We start from the raw sequence: 26,384 nt of genomic DNA on the forward strand, positions 1-26,384 counted from the left end.
TCCTAGGCTTATAGAGTCTGGGATTTATTTTTTTTTTTGCAAAAGGGGCCTCGCACTAATTATTTAGTGCGACAGCCTCTTTTCTTTTAATAAATATTATGGTAATTTATTATGAAGTATTAACAATAATACAAAAGGATGCTATATTAATAGATGGATAAATTAAAAATATTAAATATTAAATATATATTTATTAAAATGAAAGATGTGATTAAATGAATAATAAATTTTTACCTATTAGTAGAGAGGATATGAATGAAAGAGGCTGGGAACAATGTGATTTTATTATCGTAACTGGTGATGCTTATGTGGATCACCATAGTTTTGGCACAGCTGTAATTTCAAGAGTATTAGAACATGCTGGTTATAAGGTTGGTATAATTGCTCAACCTGATTGGCATAGTACAGAAGATTTTATGAAGCTTGGTCGACCTAGATTAGCATTCTTAGTTAATGCAGGTAATATGGACTCAATGGTTAACCATTATACTGTTAGTAAAAGAGTAAGAGAAAAAGATTTATATTCTCCAGGCGGAAAGATGGGATTGAGACCTGATAGAGCGACTATAGTATATTGTAATAAAATAAGAGAGGCGTATAAACATATAAATATTTGTATTGGTGGAGTTGAAGCTAGTTTAAGAAGATTTGCTCATTATGATTACTGGGCTGATAAAGTTAGAAAATCGATTTTAACTGATAGTGGCGCAGACTTATTAATATATGGTATGAGTGAAAAGCAAATAGTTGAAGTTGCTCATTACTTAAATGAAGGTTTTGAAGCTAAATATATTAGACATGTACCAGGAACATGTTATTTAGTTGATAGTCTAGAAGAAGTTTACGAAGAACATATTGTAATTCCATCATATAAGGAAGTTTCAACTAATAAACTTAAATATTGTGAAGCTTTTAAAATTACATATCAAGAGCAAGATCCTATAAGAGGAAGAACTATAGTACAAGATCAAGGTGATAAATATCTTGTAGTAAATAAACCAGAGGTTATTTTAAATAGAGAAGAATTAGATGCTGTATATGATTTACCATTTACAAAAGAATATCATCCTATTTATGAGCCAATGGGAGGAATTCCAGCATTAGAAGAAGTTAAATTTAGTATAGTAGGTTCTAGAGGATGCTTTGGAAATTGTTCATTTTGTGCGATTACTTTCCACCAAGGGAGAGCAGTTCAAAGTAGAAGTAAAGAATCTATAGTTAAAGAAGCTAAAGAAATGACTGAAATGAAAGACTTTAAGGGATATATTCATGATGTGGGAGGACCTACTGCAAACTTTAGAAAGCCGGCCTGTAATCATCAATTAACAATAGGTGCATGTAAGGCTAAGCAATGTTTAAGTCCAGGTGTATGTAAAAATATGGAAGTGGATCATAAAGAATTTGTTGATGTACTTAGAAGCGTAAGAAGTTTACCTAAGATAAAAAAAGTATTTGTACGTTCAGGTATTAGATATGATTACGTGATGGCTGATAAAGACGATACATTCTTTAAAGAATTAGTTGAACATCATGTAAGCGGACAGTTAAAAGTTGCACCTGAGCATGTATCTGAACAAGTGTTAAAATATATGGGTAAACCTGCTGGAAAAACTTATGAACAGTTTAGACAAAAATTCTTTAAATTAACAGAAAAGGCTGGAAAGAAACAATATATTATTCCATACTTAATGTCAAGTCATCCAGGAAGTACATTAAAGGAAGCTATTGAACTTGCTGAATATTTAAGAGATATTAAGTATCAACCAGAACAAGTACAGGATTTCTATCCAACACCAGGAACTCTATCAACTGCAATTTTTTATACAGGATTAGATCCAATAACATTAAAGCCAGTTTATGTTCCAAAGACAAAAGAAGAAAAAGCTATGCAAAGAGCATTATTACAATTTAGCAATCCTAAGAATTATAACTTAGTATATGATGCTCTAATGAAGGCTGGAAGAGAGGATTTAATTGGAAATGGTCCAAAATGTTTAATTAAATCTAAAGAGCAAAGATATAAGGAAGCTCATGGATTAGTTAGACCAAAATCAAAAAGTAAAGGAAAACATAAATCATCTTCAAGTAGGAATGGTAGACCAAATGATAAGAATTCTTCAAGAAGAGGAAAAGATAGTTCTTCACGTCAAGGAAGAGATAATAGAAATTCTAAAAATAAAAAAGGTCGTAGATAGCTAAAAAGAAAACAGTGTAGTAAATATTATTTGCTATGCTGTTTTCTTTTTAATTAAAAATATTAAATTTGGATAATTATTCTAAAATTCATTAAAGCGTTAATAATATGAAATTTATAACTCGAATAAGTTTTTTAAAAAGCCATAAAATAATAGTATCAAAAGATAAGGAGGTTTTTAAAATGAAAAAATTAGATACACTATTAAGTAGAGATGTAGCAAAAAAAATGATCATTGATGGTGAACCTTGGAATAAAATAATGGAAACAACACATTTAAGATTAAAGGATTTAAAACATATTCAAAGAGAAGAGATAGATCCAAAATTCTAATTTATATAAAAAGTATAAAATTTTATTGAAAAAGTAAGGAGTTAAAATGAATAAGAGAGAATATACTAAAGAAAATTATCTAAAAAATGGGAATAAAACACAAAATAATAATCCTAAAAATAAATATGTTACAACAATTGAAGAACCTGCTCTTAATGAAAGTGGTATAGAAGCAAAGAAAAAAGGCTTTTAAATATAATAAATATATTTAAAAAGAGGTTGTAGAATTTAATACAACCTCTTTAAATATATAATATCTATGTTAGAGAACAGTGCTTGCATACATTTATAGTTTTTCCATTTTCATCTTTCTTTGTCCATACTAATTTTACTCTTTTTCTTCCGCAAATTGGACATGTACCACGCCAGTTTGGTAATGTTTTAATATATTTTCCACGTTTTTGTTTACTCATTTTTTATCGCTCCTTTCATTATGTTAGATTATATTAAATTTTAAAATTATATATGCCTAAAATTTTTCAAAATATTAATTGTTAAAAGTTCTATTATGAAAAGTAAAAACTATATATAGAAATGTAGATGAATAATATTAATATTATTAAGGGGGAGAGGATTATGAAATTAATAGTTTTTGCACCTGTAGGAGCGACATTAGCATTACTCTTTGCTGCATATTATACTTATACAATCTTTAAGGTGGATGAGGGAACTGATAGGATGAAGTATATTGCAAGTAGTATCAGAAAAGGGGCAAATGCTTTTTTAAAACGACAATATAAAGGTGTTGCTATATTTTTCGTAATCATGTTTATCATTTTATTTATTTTATCAAGGTTCAATTTTGTTAGTATCTTTATGCCATTTGCATTCCTAACAGGTGGTATATTCTCAGGTCTAAGTGGATATTTAGGCATGAAAATTGCTACTAGTGCAAATAGTAGAACAGCAAATGCTTGTACTAAGAGCTTAAATAGCGGATTAAGAGTTGCATTTTCAAGTGGTTCGGTAATGGGACTTGTTGTAGTTGGTTTAGCATTAGCTGATTTTAGTATTTGGTTTGGTATATTAAATTGTTATTATAGCGCAATGCCTTTAAATGAAAGAATTACAATGATAACAACAACAATGTTAACATTTAGTATGGGAGCTTCATCTATGGCTTTGTTTGCAAGAGTAGGTGGAGGTATATTTACTAAAGCAGCAGATGTAGGAGCTGATCTTGTTGGTAAAGTTGAAATAGGAATACCAGAGGACGATCCAAGAAATCCAGCTGTTATAGCTGATAATGTTGGTGATAATGTTGGTGATGTTGCTGGGATGGGAGCTGATCTTTATGAATCATATGTTGGTTCTATATTATCATCTTGTGCTTTAGCAGTTGCAGCAGGATTGTCAGTAAATGGAGCTGTAATACCAATAGTAATAGCTTCTATTGGAGTAATGGCATCTATACTTGGAAGTTTTTTTGTAAAATCTAAAGAGGATGTTTCTCAAAAAGCATTATTAAGCGCATTAAGGAGAGGTACCTATTTTTCAGCAATAGTTATTGCAATTGCATCTTACTTTGTTGTATCTAATGTATTAGGAAAAGGACATATAGGTATTTATATTTCAATTCTTTGTGGATTAGTTGCAGGATTATTAATAGGATTTTTTACAGAATATTATACTAGTGATAATTATAATCCAACAAAGAGTATTGCAAAATCTTCAGAAACTGGTGCTGCTACAGTTATTATTACTGGTTTATCAGTGGGAATGAAATCTACAGCTGCACCTGTAATAATAATTGCTTGTTCAATTTTAATAAGTTTTGTTTCTTCAGGTGGATTTAATAATTTTAATATGGGGTTATTTGGAATAGCTATATCAGCAGTTGGTATGTTATCTACACTTGGTATAACATTAGCTACAGATGCTTATGGTCCAGTTGCAGATAATGCTGGAGGAATTGCTGAAATGGCTGGATTACCTTCAGAAGTAAGAGATAGGACAGATGCTTTGGATTCATTAGGAAATACTACAGCAGCAACGGGAAAAGGCTTTGCTATTGGATCAGCTGCATTAACTGCTTTAGCTTTTATAGCATCTTATAAAAATTCTATAGAAGTTTTAGCTACAAATAATAATATAGCATTCGAATTTGATTTATCAGTTTTAAATCCACAAGTTTTAATAGGTGCATTTATTGGAGCAATGGTTACATTTGCATTTTCTTCTTGTACTATGAGTGCTGTGGGAAGAGCAGCTAGTAAAATTGTTGTTGAAGTAAGAAGACAATTTAAGGAAATTAAAGGTTTAATGGATGGTAAAGCAGAACCTGATTATGCATCATGTGTAGATATTTGTACAAAATCATCTCAAAAGGAACTAATAGTTATTGCAGTAATAGCAATAGCAACTCCATTAATAGTAGGTTTCATTTTAGGGCCTAATGGTGTTGCTGGATTATTAGCAGGAGCAACTATATGTGGATTTGTATTAGCTGTAATGATGTCTAATTCTGGTGGAGCATGGGATAATGCAAAGAAACATATTGAAGCAGGAAATTATGGTGGTAAAGGTTCAGAATGTCATAAAGGAGCTGTTGTTGGTGATACAGTAGGAGATCCATTTAAAGACACTTCAGGTCCAGCTTTAAATATATTAATTAAGTTAATGTCAATAGTATCAATTGTATTTGGCATGGTTGTATTATCATTCCACATATTTTAAAGTAGTTAATAATTAAGAGTTAAGAGTTAATAGTTAAGGGATAAATTCAGCTTAGATGAATTTAAAAAACATATAATTAAGAAACTCCTTTAAGGAGTTTCAACCTCAACTATTAACTCAAAACTATTAACTCTTAACTATATAAAGATAGCTAATAGTGTACATCAATTAAGTGGAACTTAATATTACTATTACTCCAACCTAAATCATATGGTACAAGCATTCTATCAGTATTATGACATGTTACTAAAGGATAACCTTTTGAGTCTAATCCTGTTACTGTAGAAACATGAGTTATTCTTCCTTTTTTCTCATAGGCGACAATGTCACCAGGACGTAAATTAAAAGCTGCTTTGTAAGTTTCACAATAGTTACCTTTGGCAATATAAGAACCACGACCACTATTTATTAGATAGTTTTTAAAAGCTTGTGCATTGACCCAGGCTTTTGTAGCAGATTTATTACAATAAGACCAAGTACTATTTTTCTTAAAGCCACCGCCTTCGTACATAATTTGAGAAGCAAAGTTTGCACAGTCACCACCATCAGGATTAAAATTTTTGTAATCTTTATTATATTTAAATAAATGTTCTTCGTTATCACTAATTCCACAGTATTCATGAGCATAATCTATTGCTTTTTGAGTTCTTTCATCTGGTGTATAATCAGGTTTTGTATGATTTAAAATAGCTGCTTTAATATCATCACAATTAAGATTTTCTAAATCTAAAGAATCAGCTAGTGGATCAGTATACCATTCTTTAATTATAATATATCTGTCACCATTATCTTTTAAGTTAATATAATGACATGTACCAAGTTTAAATAAATTTTCTACAGTAGGTTGATCTTTATAGCTGTAACAAAAAGTTGTACATGCGTAGCATACAACATTGTAAACATCCTTTTCTAGTTCTTTTACGTTACATACTTTTATTATGGAATTTATCCTTGTGAAGGAAACGCATTGTTTTTCACACCAATTAGTAAAGTATTGAGTTTTAGTAACTTCTTTTTCATAAGTCCATTTTCCAACTCTTTTATCTAAGTCATAAAATAATTTTAGTCCTTCACTATCTCCAGTTAGAATTGCAGAATTTCTATTTAAAAATATATTTTCAATAACAGGTTGAAATTTTTCTATTAATTCATGATTTTTATCATCCGTATTTTGAGTTATACTTGAATTGTTTTTAGATAAATCACATTTGTCTAATGATACATAAGCTGAAGCAGTTACAGAGCCTAGATTACATATAATTAATATAAATGAAAGTATCTTATAAAAATATGTTTTGTTGTAAAGATATAGTTTCATAATAATCATTACTCCTTATGAATTAAGTTTCTTTTATTCTTTAGTAAATGTATAAATTACATTAGATATAGTTTGTGCTATTAATACAATTTTTATATATAAATTATTAATAGGTTATCAATTAATATTTATAATTCATAATATATTAGAAACAATTAAAATGAGGATAGTATGTCAGTAAAGGAATTAGAAAATATATATGAGAATGGATTTACATTAGATTTCGATGATGATAGTAAAATAGTATTTATTTCGGATGTTCATAGAGGTGATGGGACATATTCGGATTCTTTTTTGCCAAATAGAAATATATATATAACAGCATTGAAATATTATTTAAAAAATGATTATATTTATATAGAAGTTGGAGATGGAGATGAATTATGGAAAAATAAAAATTTTAATGAGATTTCTTTTTTCTATGATGATATCTTTAAAATATTAAATAAATTCAATAAAAAGAATAATATTTACTGCATAGTAGGAAATCATGATATTATTAAAAGATGTAGAAATTTTAAATATAAGGAAGAAAACGCACTAAAAAAAATTGGAGCAGATTATGGTGAGGAATTTATTAAATTTATTAAAAACGTAACATTTTATCCAGGAATGAATTTAATGTATAAGCCATTAGGAGAAAAATTTTTAGTTGTGCATGGGCATCAACTTGATTTTTGGAATAATGAAGCTTGGAGAATAAATGAATTTTTAGTACGATATATATGGAAATTTTTAAATGGAATAGCTGGATTTAAAGATCCTACAAGATCAGCAAAAAGTAAAACTCAAAGAAGCAGAATAGATATAAAACTTCAAGATTGGGCAAGGGATAACTGCACTATGCTTTTATGTGGACATACTCATAATACAAGATTTCCTGGGCTTTATGAACCACCATATTTCAATGATGGATGTTGTGTTTATCCATATGCAATAACGACGATTGAGATAGAAAAAGGAGAAATTAAATTAGTTAAATGGATTATCGATGCTCAGGATGCTGGTTCTCTTTGGGTTACAAGAAAAAACATTGCAGGTCCAACTAAGATAGCAGAATATTTAAATTATGCAAAGGAAGAAAGAATTAGAAAAAGAAAAAGTTAGATTTATTATAATAATTTTTGATATAAAGAAAGAATTAAATTATAATATAATTAAAACTAGAGAGGAGACTATAATGAGCAGTTTAACGGGAAAAGTAGCACTTGTTACTGGAGCATCAAGAGGAATAGGGAGTGCTATTGCAAAAAAGTTAGCTTTAAATGGCGCAAGTGTTATTATAAATTATTCAAAAGATGATTTAGGAGCTAATAATACATTAAAAGAAATAATAGATAATGGTGGATATGCAAAAATTATAAAAAGAGATATTTCAGATTATAATAATTGTATTAATTTGATAAATGAAGTTATAGAGAGCTTTGGGAAAATAGATATATTAATAAATAATGCAGCTAAATCAGAAATTGGATTATTTATGGATTTTAAAAAAGAAACTATAGAGCAATTAATGAATGTTAATTTATTAGCTCCAATGTATTTAACTCAGGCTATATTACCATTTATGACTTCTAAAGGTAGTGGTAATATAATTAATATCTCTTCAATATGGGGAGAGAGTGGAGCTTCTTGTGAAGTTGTATATTCAACTACAAAAGGTGGATTAAATTTATTTACTAAAGCTTTGGCAAAAGAGGTCGCTTCTTTTGGAATAAGAGTAAATGCAATAGCGCCTGGAGTTATTGATACTGAAATGAATAGTTTTTTAGAAGCTGATGAAAAAGAAGAATTAATAAATGATATTCCAATTGGTAGATTTGGTACTGTTGATGAAGTTGCTAATACTGTATTATTTTTATGCCAAAATAATACCTCATATTTAACTGGACAAATAATAAGGATTGACGGCGGATTTTTATAATAAACTAAGGAAAGTGAAGTTGGTGATGTCAATGATCAAAGTTAAAATAGAGAAAAATAGATTAAATGAACCAATCTTTAAGCTTGGATTTAAAAAGTTAAATGATAAGGAAGAAAGATTTTTAAAAAGAGCATTAATTGAAGGAAAAGAAATTTCAGGTACATATAAATATGAAATACCATTAAAATATTTTGTTCCAATAATGAATAATATAGATAAAGAAAATATAAAACTTGATAGATATAGTAAGTTATCATTTTTAGAATTTTCAGATGACTTTGATGAAAAGTATTTTTATATTTTAGAAGCTAATGCAAAGTATATGAAAAAATGGAGAGAAGAAGGATGTCCTAATATTTTTAAAATTGAAATAAATAAAGATACTTTAGAAATAAAGAAGGAAATTATCTTCAAAAAAATTGAAAGAGTGTATGTTTAGTATTAAGGGATAAGTGATAAGTTACAAGTTAGAAAATAAATTCAGTGTAAAGGAATTTTATTTTTGAGCTTGCAACTTGTCACTTTTAATTTTAAATAATATTTAGTTATATTTAAGTTAGTAATAATTAATCTGTATAAAAAAATTATTCGAATTCGTCAATGGCTAAATCTTGCTTTTTTAATGTGAATTTAAAAATAACACCATCTTTAGTATTACTTATAGAATATTTACTTTTATGAAGGGATAAAATTCTTTCTACTGTTGCTAATCCTAGACCATAGCTATTTTTAGATCTATCACCAGATTTATCTAATCTGTAGAATTTTGCAAATATATTCTCTAATTCATTATCAGGTATAGTAATCCCTTTATTTTCTATTGAAATTAAATAATCAAAATCATCTTCCTTAACGGTAATGATAATATCATTATTTCTAGGTGTATATTTAATAGTATTTGATAAAAGATTTTGCACAACACGTTCTAATGTCATTATATCACCTTCAACATAGGCATATGAAGGTAAATTAAATTTTATGTTTAATCCTTTATTCTGAAAGTCTAATGAGAATTTTTTTACCATTCCTTGTAGTAATCTAACTATATTAAATGACTCTAAATGTAAGGCTATTGTTTCAGATTCTAATTTAGATAAATCAAGCATATTGGTTATTAATAAATTCATTTTATTTGCTTCGTCTATAATAGTATCTAAATATGCAACGGCATCTTTTCCAGAAGCTATACCATCTCTTAAGCCTTCAGCATATCCACATATAATTCCTAGTGGAGTTCTTAAATCATGGCTTACACTTGATACGAAATCTTTTCTCATATTTTCAAGATTACGCTCTTTTTCAATATCTTTTTCTAATTGAGCATTTTTTTCTTGGAGCGTTTGAAGAGCATTTTCTAAGTTAGATGATAAAAAGTTTAGTGTATTTGCAAGATTACCAATTTCATCATCAGATGTAACTACACACTTTGTGTCAAAATCTAAATTAGACATTTTTTTTGCTGCTTTATTTAAATCAATAAGTGGTTTACTAATTAATTTAGAATAAATTCTAGACAAAAATATAGCTAATATTAAAAATCCAATTAATAAATAAAAATAGAAACTACGTATAACACTTGAAGCTTCTTTGATTGGTTGTATAGAAGATACTGAAATAAGTAGTGAATCATTTTCACTTTGAATTGAAATTGGCGCAACAATTCCTATTTTTTTGTAGTCACTACCTTGATTCGTAAAAATTACACTTTGCACTTTATCATTGATTAAAACATCTTCAATTAAATCATGATTTGATAATAGATCTGAATAAAAATTAGTTAAAGATTTCATATCATCGAAGTTTTTATTATCAAAATATGATAAATATTTTAATGAACCGTCATTTAATGATATAATTGCAATTCTTGAATTATTTTTTTCTTCATAATTTTTTAATGCAGAACTTAGGGTTGTAGCATCAAAATTTTGATAAGAATATAATGATTTTATTCTTTTAGCATCTAAAATTAATGATTCTGTTTTTTTAGAAAGATAAAAGTCTTCAAAAAATATATTTTGAAATAAAAAAGTTAAACAAAATACAATTGATATTAAACCAAAGGTTATTAATGTAATTCTTTTAGAAATACTATTCTTCATTTGGAACTTCAAATTTATACCCACTTCCTCTTACTGTAACAATATAGTTAGCTTTTGAACCCAATTTTTCACGTAATCTTTTTATATTTGTGTCAACAGTCCTTAAATCACCATAATAATCGATTCCCCAAACATTGTCTAGTATAGTGTCCCTGCTTAATGCAATTCCTAAATTATCAGATAAATAAAGCAAAAGTTCAAATTCTTTTGGTGATAATGTAAGAGCAACGCCATTTATTTTAACTTCATGTGCTAACTTATTAATAGTTAATCCATTATAATTTTGAGTTGGGTTGAAATCATCATCATTATTAGTTGTTCTTTTTAATAAAGCTTTGATTTTAGCTATTAAGATTTTAGGGGAAAATGGTTTAGTAACATAATCATCAGCACCCATTTCATAACCAAAAAGTTTATCTTCCTCCTGACCTTTTGCAGTTAATAATATAATTGGAAGATTAGAAACTGTTCTAATTGTTTCTAAAACTGTAATACCATCAATCTTAGGCATCATTATATCTAATAGGATTAAATCGACTTTGTTATTTTTAAATATAAATATTCCTTCATCACCATCAGAAGCTTCTAATACATTAAATCCTTCTGCCTTCAAGTAATCCCTTAATAAAAATCTTATTTTTAATTCATCTTCTATTATTAGTATAGTTTTACTCATAATGCCTCCTTTAAAAAATATTTATTAACTAAATTATAAAACATAATTGTACAATTATAAACTAATAAGTTAATTTATATAAAAATAAATTAAATAAGTATATATTAAGAGAATTAGAACAGATAAACTATTAAAAAAAGACTTAAATTATTTAAATAGAATAGTGTATTTTGTATAAATTTTACTAATCTAAATCTTAGACTTAAATTAGTAAAATTTAAGTTGAATTAGCAAAATATAAAATATTGAATTTCACTTAATTGTTGATATTAAGTAGCAAACATATTATATTATAATTCTAGGAAAAAAGTATTTTAGATGGGGGAAGGTAGAAGATGATTAAATTAAATTTTGATGTAAAAAAGCATATTCTTAAAAATGGATTAGAAGTCATTACTATAAAAAAGAATACCCAAATCTCATCAATTAACATAGGAATTAAAGTTGGTGCCTTAAATGAAACTCTTGAGGAAAAAGGGATTTCACATTTTATAGAACATATGATTTTTAAAGGAACTGAGAATAGAACATTTCAAAGGTTAAATGATGAATTAGAGTCTTTAGGTGGAGAATATAATGCTTATACGGATTATTCTCAAACAGTATATTCAATTAGTTGTTTAGAGGAAGAGTTTATAAATGGTATTGAATTATTAAGTGATATGCTTATTAATTCAAAACTTCCAGAAGAAGAGGTAGATAAAGAAAGAGGAGTAATTTTAGCAGAAATAAGATCAAGTAAAGATAGTGTTGAAGATTTTAGTTTTAAAAGGATTAATGAAGTTGCATTTGAACATAGCGCTTTAAAGTATGATGTTGCTGGGTTAGATGAAAATGTAAAAAACTTTACTAGGGATCAGCTTTATAGTTATTATAAAAAGTATTATGTGCCAAACAATTCATTAATAACAATGGTATCATCACGAGAGCATGATGATGCAATAAAGGAAATAGAAAAATATTTTGGAAAGTGGCAACCTAAAGAGGTGAAAAGTTTAGATGTTAAAGATGAAAAGAATAAGGATATTAAGGTAGTAACAACTAAAGAAAATATTGAATTAAGTACAATAATTTATTTATTTACTTTTTATGATTTAGATAAAAAAAGTGAACTTCCATTACGAATTTTAAATCACAGATTAGGTGAAAGTGCCAACTCTTTACTATTTAGGGAAGTAAGAGAAAACAGAGGTTTAGCATATGATATATATTCACATTTAGACATTACTAAAAATGTAAAAACATTATATGTTTATACTGCAGTTGATGAAGAGGATATAAATGATGCTTCAAAAGCTATAGAAGAAATATTTAAGGATATTAAGTCTAAAAAAATTGTAATTGGTAATAATGATTTAAATATAATGAAAAAGGTTCATAAGACAGCTGTGATTTCAACATTAGAGGATTCAGTTGAATTATGTAGTTATATTTTGAGTCAAAGCTTAGAAGGTGAAGATATATTTGAATTTTTAGAAGATATGGAAAGTCTAAATAGTATTACAGCAGATGAGATATATGAAGTTGCAAATAAAGTTTTAAATAATCCTACAATTCATATACTAAAATCATCATAAGGTGGTAATAATTATGAATATAATAACAAAAATTGAAGTAGGAAAAAGAAATAAGGAACGAGTAAACATATATATTGATGAAGAGTATGCTTTTTCAATTAGTGCTGAATTGATATATAAAGAAAATATAAAGGTTAAAGATAAAATTGATGTTGATTCTTTAAAAAAGTTAGCGGATGAAGATAACTATATAAAATGTAAAAATACAGCGCTTAAAACAATTGAACGAACTTATAAGAGTGAAAAGGAATTAGTACAAAAATTAGCATTAAAAGGTTATGATGACCATATAATTAATCGTACAATAAATTTTATGAAAGAATATAATTTATTAAATGATAATAATTATGCAACTATGTATGTTAAAGATAAATCGAGAAACATAGGTAAAAAGAAAATTAAGTACTCTTTACTTCAAAAAGGAATTGATGAAGAGATTATTGAAAGTGAATTAGAAAAAATAAATAATGATGAGGTTAAAGCTATTGTTTATGAAATGGCTTTAAAAAAATACAAAGTATTTAGTAAAAGAGAAAATGATAATTATAAACTAACGCAAAAATTATATAGATTTTTAATGGGGAAGGGGTATGATTATGATTTAATTAAAGATGTTGTGAAATCTATAGTTAAATCAGAAGATTTCGAATAAAAGGAGCAATCTTAATGAATGAAATACTCTCTTATGCTATATGTTTTTTTATTATAATTTTAGGAGTTACAGAAAGTGTGAAAAGGTCATTGAATGGAAGAAATGTAACTTTTGCGCTAGAGAGGGTCCTTTATTATATTTCTATATTTATTACGATTTTAATAATTGCTTTAAAGATTGATGTTATTATTAAAGGTATTACTAAAATATCAATTTCATATCTTAAATTAGATGGTATTTATGGTGATGTTTGTAAAATAGCATTATTAGTAGGATTATTCTTTTTACTTCAAGTATCATTTTATGTGATATCTAAGAAAATTATTATACCAATGTTTAAGGGATTAAATAAGGCAAATAGTATTTTGATTGTTATATTATCATCAATATTTGGAATAGTAAAAGGAATAATGTCAATACTTATATTTTTTGTAGCATTAATTATGTATAATAATACTATAGGAATTTATAATAGAATTGATTTATTTAGTAATAATAAAGTTTATGAGAAGTTATCTTCTGAAATAGCCCAAAATAATAGTGATCTTACAGATGAAATTGTAGAAAACTTTCTACCAACAAGCAATATAATTATTTATTATAATGGTGTTACATTAGAAGAAGGAATTAAATCTACAAATGAAATTGATGAGATGGCAAAAGAATTAACAAAAGGTGTAACAAGTGATATTGATAAAGCTAGAATTTTGTATTCTTGGATTGGAAGTAATATAGAGTATGATTATGATAGAGCAGAAAAAGCATTAAATAATGAAAAAGTTGAAAATAGCGGAGCTATTTCAGCATTTGAAAATAGAAGTGGTATTTGTTTTGACTACTCTTGTCTTTATGTTGCAATGGCTAGAGCAGTAGATTTAAAGGTTAGATTATTAACGGGAACAGCATATGATGGGAAGCAATATGGACCACATGCATGGAATGAAGTTTATATTAGTGATATAGAAAGTTGGATACCGGTAGATACTACTTTTTATTTAGCAGGAGATTATTTTAATAATTATGATTTTTATGAAGATCATATAACTGATAGTATTGCAGGAGAATGGTAAAAGCGCTTATTAAAGCGCTTTTTTATTTTTAGAAATTAATAGGTTTATAGCTTTTTCGCAGTCTTTATCTGAAGCATCTAAAGCCCAAGCTCTATTAAAATAAATTAATGCTTTATTTACATTTTCGAGCATTGCATAGCAATAAGCTAAATTAAAATAATATTTACTTTCTTTTTGTATACTTAAAGCTTTCTTAAGCATTTCAATTGCGCTATTAAAATCCTTAAGTTTAATATAACATACACCTGCGTTATAATAAGCGCAACTTTCATTTTCACCAACTTCAATAGATTCTATGTAATTTTCGATTGCTTTAGAGTAATCTTTATTATTATAATATTTATTTCCTTCATTAAAGTAACTCATATTAACCTCCTAAGTATTTACTCAGATATTCTAATTATTGTCTTTACCACATAATATTATTCATTAAATATATATTTTAGAAGATAATATATTATTAAATAATATAGAACAAACATTGAATAATAAACAAAATTTGGTAAAAATAGTTATTTGATATGAAAAAATAAAATTTATGTGATATAATTAGTGCGATATATTAATTGGAAAGAGTGGTAAAATATGAGAAGTTATAAATTGGGAATTGATGTAGGATCTACTACAATAAAAGTTGTGGTATTAGATAATTATAATAAAGTAATTTATAGTGATTATAGGAGACATTTTTCCGATATAAAAACTACTTTAGATAATTCATTAAAGGAATGTTTTAAAAGTATAGGTAATGTTAATTTAAAAGTTACAGTTACAGGCTCTGGTGGAATAGGGGTATCACAGTGGTTAAAGTGCAAATTTGAGCAAGAAGTTATATCTTGTACTAGAGCAGTAGAGGAATTTATAAGTAAAACAGATGTTGTTATTGAACTTGGAGGAGAAGACGCTAAAATAACGTATTTAAAAGGTGGAATAGACCAAAGGATGAATGGAACATGTGCTGGTGGAACAGGAGCATTTATTGATCAAATGGCTATTTTATTAAATACTGACGCAAAAGGGTTGAATATATTAGCTAAAGAGGCAACTAACATTTATCCAATTGCTTCAAGATGTGGAGTTTTTGCGAAAACTGATATACAACCATTAATTAATGAAGGAGCAAAGAAAAGTGATATTGCAGCATCAATATTTCAAGCTGTTGTAGATCAAACAATAAGTGGACTAGCATGTGGGAAACCTATTAGGGGGAATGTTGCATTTCTTGGTGGTCCTCTTCATTTTCTTGATAGTTTAAGAGATAGATTTATAAAAACTTTAAATTTAAAAGAAGGTGAATACTTTGCACCCAATAATTCTGAAATTTATGTTGCTTTAGGAGCTGCAATTTTAGCTGAAAACAGTGAGATAATTAATTCTAATGAGCTAATTAGAAGACTAAATGAAATTAATGCTAAAACAATAGTGAATGAATCATTAGAACCATTATTTATTGATGAAGAAGATTATAATAAATTTAAGGAAAGACATAGTTTAAGCACTGTTCCTAAAGGAAATTTATCTGAATACAAGGGGAAAGTATTTATAGGAATAGATGCAGGTTCTACTACAACTAAAGCGGTTGTATTAGGAGAAAAAGGAGAGTTATTATATTCTAGCTATAATAATAATGAAGGAAGTCCTTTAAATAAAACTATAGATATTTTAAAAGAAATTTATATATTATTAAATAAAGATGTAAAGATAGCAAAAGCTACAGTTACAGGTTATGGAGAAGGATTAATAAAGGCAGCTCTTGGTGTTGATATTGGTAAGATAGAAACAATTTGTCATTTTAGAGGTGCAAAAGAATTTATGCCTAATGTGGATTTTATATTAGATATAGGCGGACAAGATATGAAAGCCTTAATGATTAAAGATGGAGTTATTAATAACATTTTATTAAATGAAGCGTGTTCATCAGGATGTGGTTCATTTATTGAAGGATTTAGTAAATCTTTGGGAATTTCAATTGATGAATTTGCTAAATTGTCTATTAAATCAAAACATCCAGTTGATTTAGGTTCAAGATGTACTGTATTCATGAATTCAAAGGTAAAGCAAGTACAAAAAGAAGGTGCAAGCATTGCAGATATTTCTGCAGGTCTTTCTTATTCAGTAATTAAAAATGCCTTATATAAGGTAATTAAGATTAGAAATTTTGATGAATTAGGCAAAAATATTATAGTACAAGGTGGTACTTTTTATAATGATGGAATATTAAGAAGCTTTGAAAAAGTTACAGGCATTGATGTTGTAAGACCTGAAATAGCGGGATTAATGGGAGCGTATGGAGCAGCATTAATAGCTAAGGAAAATTACACAGAAGGAGAGACATCATCATTAATAACAAGAGATAAAATCAATGATTTTACAATGGAAACAAGTTGTGAGAGATGTGGAAGATGTGGAAATAACTGCTTATTAACAATTAATAAATTCAGTGAAAGTGAAAATTATATTACAGGAAATAGGTGTGAAAGACCTCTTGGTAATATTGAGAAAAAAGCAAATGTACCTAATTTATATAAATACAAGTTAAAAAGAATATTTTCTTATAAACCTTTAAGTAAAGAAGAGGCAATAAGAGGAGAAATTGGTATACCTCGTGTTTTAAATATTTATGAAAATTATCCATTTTGGTTTACTTTCTTAACAAAATTAAAATTTAGGGTTGTATTATCTCCAATTTCTAATAAGGATATATTTAAATTAGGAATAGAAACTATACCATCAGAATCAGCTTGCTATCCAGCTAAAATAAGTCATGGTCATATTATGTATTTAATTAACAAAGGAATTAAAACTATTTTTTATCCATGTATTCCTTATGAATATAAAGAAGATAGTGGGGCTAATAATCATTATAATTGTCCTATGGTTACATCATATCCAGATGTTATTAAAAATAATATAGATGAATTAAAAGATAAAGGAATAAAATATCTTTCGCCATTTTTGTCATTGCACAATAAAGAGAAGCTTTATAAAAGACTTTATGAAATTTTTGAAGAGTTTAATGTTACTAAAAAAGAAATAAGAAATGCAGTGGATGCAGCTTTTAACGAAAGAGAAAGTGTAGTTAATGATATAAGAAAAAAAGGTGAAGAAACATTAAAGTATATTGAAGATAATAATATGAAAGGTATAGTTTTAAGTGGTAGACCTTATCATATTGACCCTGAAATCAATCATGGACTAACAGATATTATAACATCATTTAATATGGCAGTTTTTACTGAAGATAGTGTTGCTCATTTAGGAAATTTAAATAGACCAATAAGAGTTGTGGACCAATGGATGTATCATACTAGATTATATAGAGCTGCTGCCTTTGTAAAGGAAAGAAAAGATTTAGAATTAATACAGTTAACATCATTTGGTTGTGGCTTAGATGCTGTTACAAGCGATCAGGTATCTGAAATATTAGCTAGTAGAGGAAAGATATACACTTTAATAAAAATAGATGAAGGAAGTAATTTAGGTGCAGTTAAGATAAGGATAAGATCGTTAAAGGCAGCAATGGAAGAAAGGGAAAGAAATAATGTTGTATTAAAAAGTGTAGATAACAGCTATCAAAACAATGTGTTTACAAAGGAAATGAAAAAAGATTGGACAATACTTGCACCTCAAATGTCGCCTATGCATTTTCAATTTATAGAAAAAGCGGCAAAGGCTAGTGGATATAATATTGAGGTATTACCTGCTAATGATAAAGAGGCAATTGAAGAAGGGGTTAAATATGTTAATAATGATGCTTGTTATCCGTCAATATTAGTTATTGGACAAATGATTCATGCATTAAAAAGTGGTAAATATGATCCAGAAAAAACTGCATTAATTATTACACAAACTGGTGGTGGTTGTAGAGCAACTAATTATGTTGGATTTTTGAAGAAAGGTTTAAGGGAAGCGGGATTTCCTAATGTTCCAATTATTTCATTAAATACGTTAGGTATGGAAAAGCAACCAGGATTTACGATTTCATATGAATTAATAAAGAAGCTTATGATGGGTATAATTTATGGTGATTTATTTATGAGAGTGCTTTATAGAGTAAGACCTTATGAAGTTGTTGAGGGATCTGCAAATAAGTTATATGAATACTATCGAGAAAAAGCATTTGAAAATCTAATAAATGGTAGTAAAAGTGAAATGAATAAAATAGTTAAAGAAATAGTTAAAGCTTTTGATACAATTGAAATTAATAATGAAGTTAAGCCGAAGGTAGGCATAGTAGGTGAAATATTAGTTAAATATCATCCAACTGCCAATAACAATATAGTAGATGTTTTGGAGAATGAAGGTGCAGAAGTAGTAGTTCCTGAATTATTAGATTTCTTTTTATATTGTTGTTATAACTCAAAATTTAAAAATAGATACTTATCAGGAAGCAAAATAACAAAAACTGTTTGTGATATTGCAATTTCCTATATTGAAGCATATAGGAAATTTGTAATTAAAGAATTGCAGAATAGTGAAAGATTTGGATATCCAACTACTATTAGTCATTTAGCAGAAAAGGCAGCAAATGTTGTATCTTTAGGTAACCAAACAGGTGAAGGGTGGTTATTGACAGGCGAGATGGTTGAGTTAATTGAAAATAATGTGAATAACATTGTTTGTATTCAACCATTTGCATGTTTACCTAATCATGTAACAGGAAAAGGAATGATTAAAGCATTAAAAGCTAAATACCCGTTGGCAAATATTATTGCTGTTGATTATGATCCAGGAGCCTCTGAAGTTAATCAATTAAATAGAATAAAGCTTATGATGTCGGTAGCATTTAAGAACTTAAAGCTACCACAAGAAAACTATGATTATAAAAAAGAAGTTAAAATAGATATTAATACTTTAAGAACTAATAATATATAAAGTTAGTTATATATTGTATATGATGGAACTTTATATGATTTAGTTATTAAAAGCTATTATCAGTGTATTTATAGAACAAAATAAGCAAGAGTTAACTTGAAAATAAAGAAGACTTTAAAAAAATTCGACATTTTTTTTAAATCCTCTTTATTTTTTTTCATCTCTTTACTATAATGTATTTATATTTTAATACGTTAAATTAGTGGCAGGAGAGATAGTATGAATGATAAAAATCCTTATATTTTAGTTTTAGGAGCCTCAATTGTTGATATTTTTGGGTTTTGTGGAAGAAGTTATGCTCAAAGAGATTCGATACCGGGGCATATAAAAATATCTTTTGGAGGAGTATGTAGAAATATTGCAGAAAATCTAGCAAGAGTAGGAGTGGAAACAAAGTTTATTTCAACTTTAGGTGATGATGAAAATGGAAAAAGCATTTTTGAACATTCTAAAAAATTAGGATATAGTATGGAGCACTCTTTATTCTTAAAGAATGAAAGTACTCCAACATATATGGCAATTTTAAATCACCAAGGTGAAATGGAATCAGCTGTAGTAGATATGGAAAGCTTAAATAAAATGGATGAAAGTTTTATTGATGAAAAAGATAGTATTTTTAGAAATGCACAATATACTATAGTTGATTCAGATAATCCAGTTTTATTAGAGTATATTTTAAAGAAATATGAAGGAGTAAGTAACTTTATATTAGATCCAGTATCAGCAAAGAAAGCTAGAAAAATTCGTCATTTAATAAAATACTTCCATACAATAAAACCAAATAGATTTGAAACAGAAGCTTTATGTGGTTTTAAGATTGAAAGTAATGAAGACTTAAGAAAAGCTGGTAGATTTTTTATTGAACAAGGAGTAAAAAATGTATTCATTAGTTTAGATGCAGATGGAATATATTATATTACTAGTGAGGGTGAAGAAGGAACTCTTGCATGTTCTGATAAGATAGATGTTAAAAATGTTACAGGAGCAGGTGATTCATTTGTTGCCGGAATTGGATATGGCTACATGAATAATTTAAATATTAAGGATACCCTTAAGTATTCTGTTGCAATGTCTATAATTACAATAACTCATGAAGAAACTATTAATCCTGACATGTGTCATGCTTTAGTTGAGGATTTTGTTAAAAATACTAATTGGAATGAAAATTAATACTTTTAGATAAGACTCTTTATAGAGTCTTATTTTTTTACAATTAATTGCTTTGAAATTGAAAAAATGGTAATTGTAGGATATAATTTAAATAGGATTCTAATGTTAATTAATAGTATAAAATTATAATTTTTTTAGTAGAGCTAAAAGTTATATAAATAAGTTAAGTAGTTTCAAATAAACAAATAGAGGGGTACAGATGAGTAAAAAAAGAAAGGTTATTGATGTTTATGGAATTGTACAAGGAGTTGGGTTTAGACCTTTTGTTTATAACTTAGCAATAAAAAACAGTTTAACCGGATACGTTAATAATAATAGTAATGGAGTTATTATAGATATTCAGGGGGAAGAAGATAACTTAAAGGCATTTATTGTTGAATTAAGCAAAAATCCACCATTATTATCTAAAATAAAGAAAGTGAAGATTACTGAGAAAAAAGTAAATCAAAAATATACAGACTTTTATATAAAATTAACTGAAAAAAATATTAGTCCTACTACATATATTTCACCAGATTACTCAATATGTGATAAATGTAAAACTGAAATTTTTGATAAAAATAATAAAAGATATAGATATCCTTTTACAAATTGTACATGCTGTGGGCCAAGATTTTCAATAATCAAAGATTTACCATATGATAGAGATTTAACAACAATGAATGAATTTGAAATGTGTGAAAGTTGTAAAGCCGAATATAATAATCCAGAGAATAGGAGGTTTCATGCCCAACCAAATGCATGTCCAGAATGTGGTCCTATAGTATTTTTAAGTAAAAGTAATGGAGAGTTAATAAAGTATGAGGATCCTTTAACAGAAACTATTAAGTTGATTAAAGAAGGCAATATAATAGCAGTTAAAGGATTAGGAGGATTTAATTTATCTTGTGATGCTAAAAATGAAGAGACAATAAGATTATTAAGAAAAAGAAAAAAGAGACCCCAAAAGCCTTTTGCCGTAATGATGAGAGATTTAGAAGTTGTTAAAAAATACTGTAATTTAAGTAAAGAAGAAGAAGCAGTATTATTAAGTAATAAAAGACCTATTGTACTATTAGAAAAGAATAAAAATTATGGCCTTCCTAATAATTTAGCACCCAATAATAAAAGAGTTGGAGTAATGCTTCCATATACGCCCTTACATTACTTATTATTTGATGAAAATACAGAAATATTAGTTATGACAAGTGGAAATATCAGTGGAGAGCCAATAATTTATAAAAATAATCAAGCATTAGAAAAATTAAATAATATAGCGGATTATTATTTGTTAAATAATAGAGAGATTTATATGAGTATTGATGATTCTGTTACTAGAGTTATTAAGAATAGAGAAAGAGTTATAAGGAGTGCTAGGGGATATTCACCTAAAAGTATATTCATGAATACTAAAAGTGAAATTTTAGCATTAGGGTCAGAATTGAAAAATACTATAAGTGTCAGTAATAAAAATGATGTATTTATGAGTGAGTATATAGGTGATTTGAAAAATATAGAAACTACTAATAAGTTTGAAAGAGTAATTTCTCATTATTTAAAAATATATAGTATAAAACCTAAAATAATTGTTTATGATATGCATCCAAGCTTTGTTTATAGGGATATAAATTTGAAGGATATTTTAAATATAAATGAAGATGTTAAGATTATGGAAACACAACATCATCATAGTCATGTTGTAAGCTGTATGGTAGAAAATGATATAAATGAACAAGTAATAGGTATTGCATATGATGGAACTGGATATGGAGATGATAAAAAAATATGGGGTGGAGAATTTTTACTATGTAATAGAAAAGAATATGTAAGAATTGGACATTTACAGTATTTTAATTTACCAGGTGGAGAAAGTGCTATTAAGAATCCATGGAAAATTGCGTTATCTTTACTATATAAGGTATATAATGATGACTTTATTAACTATATACCAAATAATCTTAAGAATAAAAGTGTTAGTGTAATTAAGAATATTATTGATAAAAAAATAAACTCACCTGAAACATCAAGTATAGGTAGATTATTTGATGGAATTTCTGCACTAATTGGATTAATTGAAGAGATTTCTTTTGAAGGCGAAGCAGCTATAATATTAGAAAATATAAGTAATGAAGAAATAATAAATAACTATAAATATAATATAGATAAAATAGAAGATAGATATATTATAAAATTTAATGAAATAATTATAGGAATAGTTAATGATATTAGAAATAAAGTTACTAAAGATATTATTAGTGCAAAATTTCATAATACTGTAGTTGAATTTACAATAGATATGGCAAAAAGGATTAGAGAAAAAACTAAGGTTAACAAAGTTATACTTACTGGAGGAGTATTTCAAAATGAAATATTACTTGATAGAACTATTGTTAAATTAATTGAAAATAATTTTGAGGTAATAACTCATACAATTATTCCTTGCAATGATAGTGGTATTAGTTTGGGACAATTGGCAATAGCAAATGAAAAAATAAATTAAATATAAATGAGTTTAAAGAATGTAAGGAAATTTAATTCAGCAAATTAAAGTTTTCATATATAGCTTATTTGAAAGGAGAAAAATATATGTGTATAGCAGTTCCGGCGAGAATAGAATCTATTATCGATAATGAAGCAACTGTAAGTTATGGTGGGATAAAGATGAAGGTGAACATTATGTTTATAAATGAGCCTAAAGAAGGTGATTATGTATTAGTTCATGCAGGATGTGCAATTCAAAAGATAGATGAAGATTACGCTAATGAAACTCTAGAAATATTTAGTGAACTTAGTGAGGCAATTAAGGAGTGTGAAAGAAGTGGACACACTGAATAAACTAAAAGATATTAACCTTACAAATAGATTTTTAGATAAGATAAAGAGCGAAGTAGTATCAGAAATTTCTATTATGGAGGTATGTGGAACTCATACAAATGTAATTTTAAAAAATGGTATAAAGGATTTATTGCCTGAGAAAATAAAGCTTATAAATGGTCCAGGTTGCCCTGTATGTGTAACGCCACAAGGATATATTGATACAGCAATAAAACTATCAAAAAAAGAAAATATGATAATTACTACTTTTGGTGACTTGATGAGGGTTCCAGGAAAGGAAAGTACATTAAGTAAGGAAAAAGCATTAGGAAGTGATATTAGAGTTGTTTATTCACCATTAGATAGTATTAAAATAGCTAGGGAGAATCCAAGTAAAGAGGTTATATTTTTAGGTATAGGATTTGAAACAACTGCTCCAATCATTGCAATGAGTATAAAAATAGCCTGTGATGAAAATATCAATAATTTCTCGGTTTTTAATAGTTTAAAGACAATGCCAGAAGCAATGAAGAGTTTAGTATTAAATCCTAATATAAAGATTGATGCATTTTTATGTCCTGGACATGTTGCAACGATAATTGGTGAAAATCAATTTAAGAAATTAGCGGTGGAATATAATATTCCAATGGTTATAGCTGGGTTTGAGGTAAATGATATTTTAGCATCTATATATACAATAATAGAAATGAATAAGAATAATAAAAATTATTTAGTTAATTTATATAGTAGACTTGTAAAAAAAGATGGAAATATAAATGCAGTTAATATAATACATGAAGTTTTTGAAAAAAGCGAAAGTATATGGAGAGGTATAGGAAAATTAGATAATGCAGGATTAATTATTAAAAATAAATATAGTCGTTTTGATGCATTAAATAAATTTGATATTAAATTTATACAGGAAAGTGATAATAAAGGATGTTCTTGTGGAGAAGTGCTAATGGGTATAAAAGAACCAACGGAATGTAATTTATTTGGGAATATATGTACACCTCTAACACCAATTGGAGCATGTATGGTATCAGAAGAAGGAACTTGTTCTGCTTATTATAAATATAAGTAATTTAGTTGGAGGGAGAAATTTTATGAGTAATGAAATTATAACCTTAAGTCATGGTAGTGGTGGAAAGGCAACTAATAAATTAATTAATAATTTATTTTATAAATATTTTAATAATGAAATTTTAAATCAACAAAATGATTCATCAGTTTTGCCGTTAATAAATGGAAGAATTGCAATATCTACAGATTCATTTGTTATAAATCCAATATTTTTTAATGGTGGAGATATAGGTAAGCTAGCTATTTGTGGAACAGTTAATGATATATCTATGAGTGGAGCAAAGCCATTATATATTACGGTAGGGTTTATAATTGAAGAAGGATTAGAGATTGATGAACTAGAGAAAATAGTAAAATCTATGGCTGATACAGCTAAAAAAGCAAATGTAAAAATTGTAACTGGTGATACAAAGGTTGTAGAACGAGGAAGTTGCGATAAAATATATATTAATACAACTGGTATTGGAATAATAGAAGATGAAAAATATTATTATAGTGGAGATATGGTCCAAGCTGGTGATTGTATATTATTAAGTGGTACTATTGGTGATCACGGAATGTGTATTATGAACAATAGAGAAAATTTGGGGTTTGATGTAGATATTAAAAGTGATTGTTGTTTATTAAATTTTCTAATAGACGATATTTTATCAGTAAGTAAAAATGTTAGGGTATTAAGAGACCCTACAAGAGGTGGAGTAGCTACAACACTAAATGAAATAATCGAGCATAGCAATATTAGTATAGAGATTGAAGAAAGAAGTATTCCAGTAAAAAAAGAGGTTTCTGCAATGTGTGATATTTTAGGATTAGATCCTCTTTATGTAGCCAATGAAGGAAAGTTAATTGTAATTGTTGATAAGGATGATGCTTTAAAGGTACTAGAAATAATGCGAAAAAATGAAGTAGGTCAGGATGCAGTAATTTTAGGAAAAGCTATAGATGATGGTAAAAATAAATTATATCTTAAAACTAAAATTGGTGGTAAAAGAATTATAAGTATGCCGGATGGTGAATTATTAGTTAGAATTTGTTAATAAAATTAAAATGACAAATAGCAAATTATTTTTTTATAAGGTAATTTATATTAAATTTGCTATTTGTCATTTTTTTATTTAAAGTGCAATTATAATCTTAACATAAAATTGATTTAATGCATTTAATAGCTTTGCAGTTATCAGAAGTTTCTATATATAATGAATTATCTTCACCAAAAAATGAAGAAAATACATCTAGGTTTTCAGAAACTGCGCAATAAATTTTAGCAAAAGTTCCTGATTTAACATTTGGTAGTGTAACTCTTATAGTTTTACTTTCAATATAATTTATACACCATTTGTCTAATATACACTCAACAGTTCTTACATCTTTTGAATTTTGTCTTTTATTATTTCCAACAACAAAATTAAATAAACTACAACTATCATTTAAATTTAAATATGAATAGCCATTTAATGATATTTTTTTGCATGCTATTTCTGATAATAAATCACAGATAGTATCTGAATTTGCTATAATTGAAAGTTGAGTTCTTTCTTCTATAGAAACATCACAACAGGAAAAATTATCTTGGTTACTACTTGAAAAATCATTTGAAAAATCACTTGCACTACTATTTGAAAAATCACTTGTACTACTATTTGAAAAGTCACTTACGTTGCTATTAGAGAAATTACTTACATCACTATTAGAGAAATCACTTTGACTTTCATTTGAGTAGTCACATGAACTAAAATAATAATCTGACATTATATCATCTCCATATAATCTTTTGTTTTAATTGGTCATAATACATAATATGAATAATATAATAAAATGTTCAAGGTATTAATATAAAATTAAAAAGGTATGTTTTTATAAAAATTTTTATTTATATAAAGTTAAAAGTAAGTACAAATGGAAAACATCTTATAGGATATTAGTATTTTTAAGGGAAAAGATAAT

The 26,384-nt window shown here is 27.0% G+C and carries 22 protein-coding genes; 16 read left to right on the plus strand and 6 right to left on the minus strand.

The window, feature by feature from the left end:
- Positions 1-215 precede the first annotated feature (215 nt).
- The 3 genes from HCG70_RS08185 (at position 216) to HCG70_RS08195 (ending at position 2,720) form a co-directional block, all read left to right on the plus strand.
- The gene (locus tag HCG70_RS08185; RefSeq protein WP_221697683.1) at positions 216-2,195 is read left to right on the plus strand and encodes a YgiQ family radical SAM protein; all 1,980 of its coding nucleotides are present in this window, start codon (positions 216-218) and stop codon (positions 2,193-2,195) included.
- Positions 2,196-2,377: 182 nt separating this feature from the next.
- The gene (locus tag HCG70_RS08190; RefSeq protein ID WP_172676170.1) at positions 2,378-2,527 is read left to right on the plus strand and encodes a hypothetical protein; all 150 of its coding nucleotides are present in this window, start codon (positions 2,378-2,380) and stop codon (positions 2,525-2,527) included.
- A gap of 46 nt (positions 2,528-2,573) precedes the next feature.
- Positions 2,574-2,720 carry a hypothetical protein gene (locus HCG70_RS08195; RefSeq protein ID WP_172676171.1) on the plus strand — a complete coding sequence of 49 codons (147 nt, stop codon included), beginning with the start codon at positions 2,574-2,576 and terminating at the stop codon, positions 2,718-2,720.
- A gap of 64 nt (positions 2,721-2,784) precedes the next feature.
- Here the strand turns inward: HCG70_RS08195 and HCG70_RS08200 are convergent, their stop codons facing one another.
- Positions 2,785-2,940 carry a hypothetical protein gene (locus HCG70_RS08200; protein ID WP_172684731.1) on the minus strand — a complete coding sequence of 52 codons (156 nt, stop codon included), beginning with the start codon at positions 2,938-2,940 and terminating at the stop codon, positions 2,785-2,787.
- 163 nt (positions 2,941-3,103) lie between these two features.
- On the opposite strand from HCG70_RS08200, the gene HCG70_RS08205 reads away from it, so the two are divergent.
- A complete protein-coding gene (locus HCG70_RS08205) occupies positions 3,104-5,203 on the plus strand; it encodes a sodium-translocating pyrophosphatase (RefSeq protein ID WP_042401615.1) in 2,100 nt (699 codons plus the stop codon).
- Between the two features lie 151 nt (positions 5,204-5,354).
- Here the strand turns inward: HCG70_RS08205 and HCG70_RS08210 are convergent, their stop codons facing one another.
- A complete protein-coding gene (locus HCG70_RS08210; RefSeq protein ID WP_078061390.1) occupies positions 5,355-6,521 on the minus strand; it encodes an amidase domain-containing protein in 1,167 nt (388 codons plus the stop codon).
- A 171-nt stretch (positions 6,522-6,692) separates the two neighbouring features.
- Between HCG70_RS08210 and HCG70_RS08215 the strand changes: the two genes are divergently transcribed.
- From HCG70_RS08215 to HCG70_RS08225, 3 genes are all read left to right on the plus strand, one after another.
- The gene (locus HCG70_RS08215) at positions 6,693-7,628 is read left to right on the plus strand and encodes a metallophosphoesterase (protein ID WP_042401611.1); all 936 of its coding nucleotides are present in this window, start codon (positions 6,693-6,695) and stop codon (positions 7,626-7,628) included.
- A 73-nt stretch (positions 7,629-7,701) separates the two neighbouring features.
- Positions 7,702-8,445 (plus strand): elongation factor P 5-aminopentanone reductase, encoded by a 744-nt coding sequence (gene ymfI / locus HCG70_RS08220; protein ID WP_042401621.1) that lies wholly within the window; start codon positions 7,702-7,704, stop codon positions 8,443-8,445.
- A gap of 31 nt (positions 8,446-8,476) precedes the next feature.
- Positions 8,477-8,884: a hypothetical protein gene (locus HCG70_RS08225; RefSeq protein ID WP_042401609.1), complete on the plus strand. Its 408-nt coding sequence runs from the start codon at positions 8,477-8,479 to the stop codon at positions 8,882-8,884.
- A gap of 145 nt (positions 8,885-9,029) precedes the next feature.
- On the opposite strand, the gene HCG70_RS08230 is transcribed toward HCG70_RS08225, so the two are convergent.
- A complete protein-coding gene (locus tag HCG70_RS08230) occupies positions 9,030-10,556 on the minus strand; it encodes a HAMP domain-containing sensor histidine kinase (RefSeq protein WP_311776465.1) in 1,527 nt (508 codons plus the stop codon).
- Entirely contained in the window at positions 10,534-11,220 is a 687-nt protein-coding gene (locus HCG70_RS08235) for a response regulator transcription factor (protein WP_042401603.1), read from the minus strand. Before HCG70_RS08235 ends, HCG70_RS08230 begins: the two co-directional genes overlap by 23 nt.
- Before the next feature lie 335 nt (positions 11,221-11,555).
- Between HCG70_RS08235 and HCG70_RS08240 the strand changes: the two genes are divergently transcribed.
- The 3 genes from HCG70_RS08240 to HCG70_RS08250 are packed head-to-tail and all read left to right on the plus strand — an operon-like array spanning position 11,556 to position 14,519.
- Positions 11,556-12,797 carry a pitrilysin family protein gene (locus HCG70_RS08240; RefSeq protein ID WP_154820691.1) on the plus strand — a complete coding sequence of 414 codons (1,242 nt, stop codon included), beginning with the start codon at positions 11,556-11,558 and terminating at the stop codon, positions 12,795-12,797.
- A gap of 13 nt (positions 12,798-12,810) precedes the next feature.
- A complete protein-coding gene (gene recX, locus HCG70_RS08245; protein ID WP_154820690.1) occupies positions 12,811-13,449 on the plus strand; it encodes a recombination regulator RecX in 639 nt (212 codons plus the stop codon).
- A gap of 14 nt (positions 13,450-13,463) precedes the next feature.
- Complete coding sequence (locus HCG70_RS08250; protein WP_042401594.1) at positions 13,464-14,519, plus strand: transglutaminase family protein; 1,056 nt, start codon at positions 13,464-13,466, stop codon at positions 14,517-14,519.
- 9 nt (positions 14,520-14,528) lie between these two features.
- On the opposite strand, the gene HCG70_RS08255 is transcribed toward HCG70_RS08250, so the two are convergent.
- On the minus strand, positions 14,529-14,885 hold the full coding sequence (locus tag HCG70_RS08255) for a tetratricopeptide repeat protein (protein ID WP_042401591.1): 357 nt from the start codon (positions 14,883-14,885) through the stop codon (positions 14,529-14,531).
- 219 nt (positions 14,886-15,104) lie between these two features.
- On the opposite strand from HCG70_RS08255, the gene HCG70_RS08260 reads away from it, so the two are divergent.
- The 6 genes from HCG70_RS08260 to hypE all read left to right on the plus strand — a co-directional run bounded on the left by HCG70_RS08260 (position 15,105) and on the right by hypE (position 25,477).
- Positions 15,105-19,394 (plus strand): 2-hydroxyacyl-CoA dehydratase, encoded by a 4,290-nt coding sequence (locus HCG70_RS08260; protein ID WP_221697684.1) that lies wholly within the window; start codon positions 15,105-15,107, stop codon positions 19,392-19,394.
- 219 nt (positions 19,395-19,613) lie between these two features.
- A complete protein-coding gene (locus tag HCG70_RS08265; RefSeq protein ID WP_042401585.1) occupies positions 19,614-20,564 on the plus strand; it encodes a carbohydrate kinase family protein in 951 nt (316 codons plus the stop codon).
- A gap of 199 nt (positions 20,565-20,763) precedes the next feature.
- The gene (gene hypF / locus HCG70_RS08270; RefSeq protein WP_154820688.1) at positions 20,764-23,043 is read left to right on the plus strand and encodes a carbamoyltransferase HypF; all 2,280 of its coding nucleotides are present in this window, start codon (positions 20,764-20,766) and stop codon (positions 23,041-23,043) included.
- 86 nt (positions 23,044-23,129) lie between these two features.
- Positions 23,130-23,378, plus strand: coding sequence for a HypC/HybG/HupF family hydrogenase formation chaperone (locus HCG70_RS08275; protein WP_042401579.1), 249 nt, complete (start codon positions 23,130-23,132; stop codon positions 23,376-23,378).
- On the plus strand, positions 23,362-24,441 hold the full coding sequence (gene hypD, locus HCG70_RS08280) for a hydrogenase formation protein HypD (RefSeq protein WP_042401577.1): 1,080 nt from the start codon (positions 23,362-23,364) through the stop codon (positions 24,439-24,441). The genes HCG70_RS08275 and hypD overlap by 17 nt, the downstream gene beginning before the upstream one ends.
- A gap of 22 nt (positions 24,442-24,463) precedes the next feature.
- Positions 24,464-25,477 carry a hydrogenase expression/formation protein HypE gene (gene hypE / locus HCG70_RS08285; RefSeq protein ID WP_042401574.1) on the plus strand — a complete coding sequence of 338 codons (1,014 nt, stop codon included), beginning with the start codon at positions 24,464-24,466 and terminating at the stop codon, positions 25,475-25,477.
- 97 nt (positions 25,478-25,574) lie between these two features.
- Here hypE and HCG70_RS08290 read toward each other — a convergent pair whose 3' ends face one another.
- Positions 25,575-26,189, minus strand: coding sequence for a hypothetical protein (locus tag HCG70_RS08290; protein ID WP_042401570.1), 615 nt, complete (start codon positions 26,187-26,189; stop codon positions 25,575-25,577).
- Positions 26,190-26,384: the final 195 nt, after the last annotated feature.

Source organism: Clostridium sp. K04 (genome assembly GCF_019734375.1).
In the GTDB taxonomy this organism is placed as follows: Bacteria; Bacillota; Clostridia; order Clostridiales; family Clostridiaceae; genus Clostridium; species Clostridium saudiense.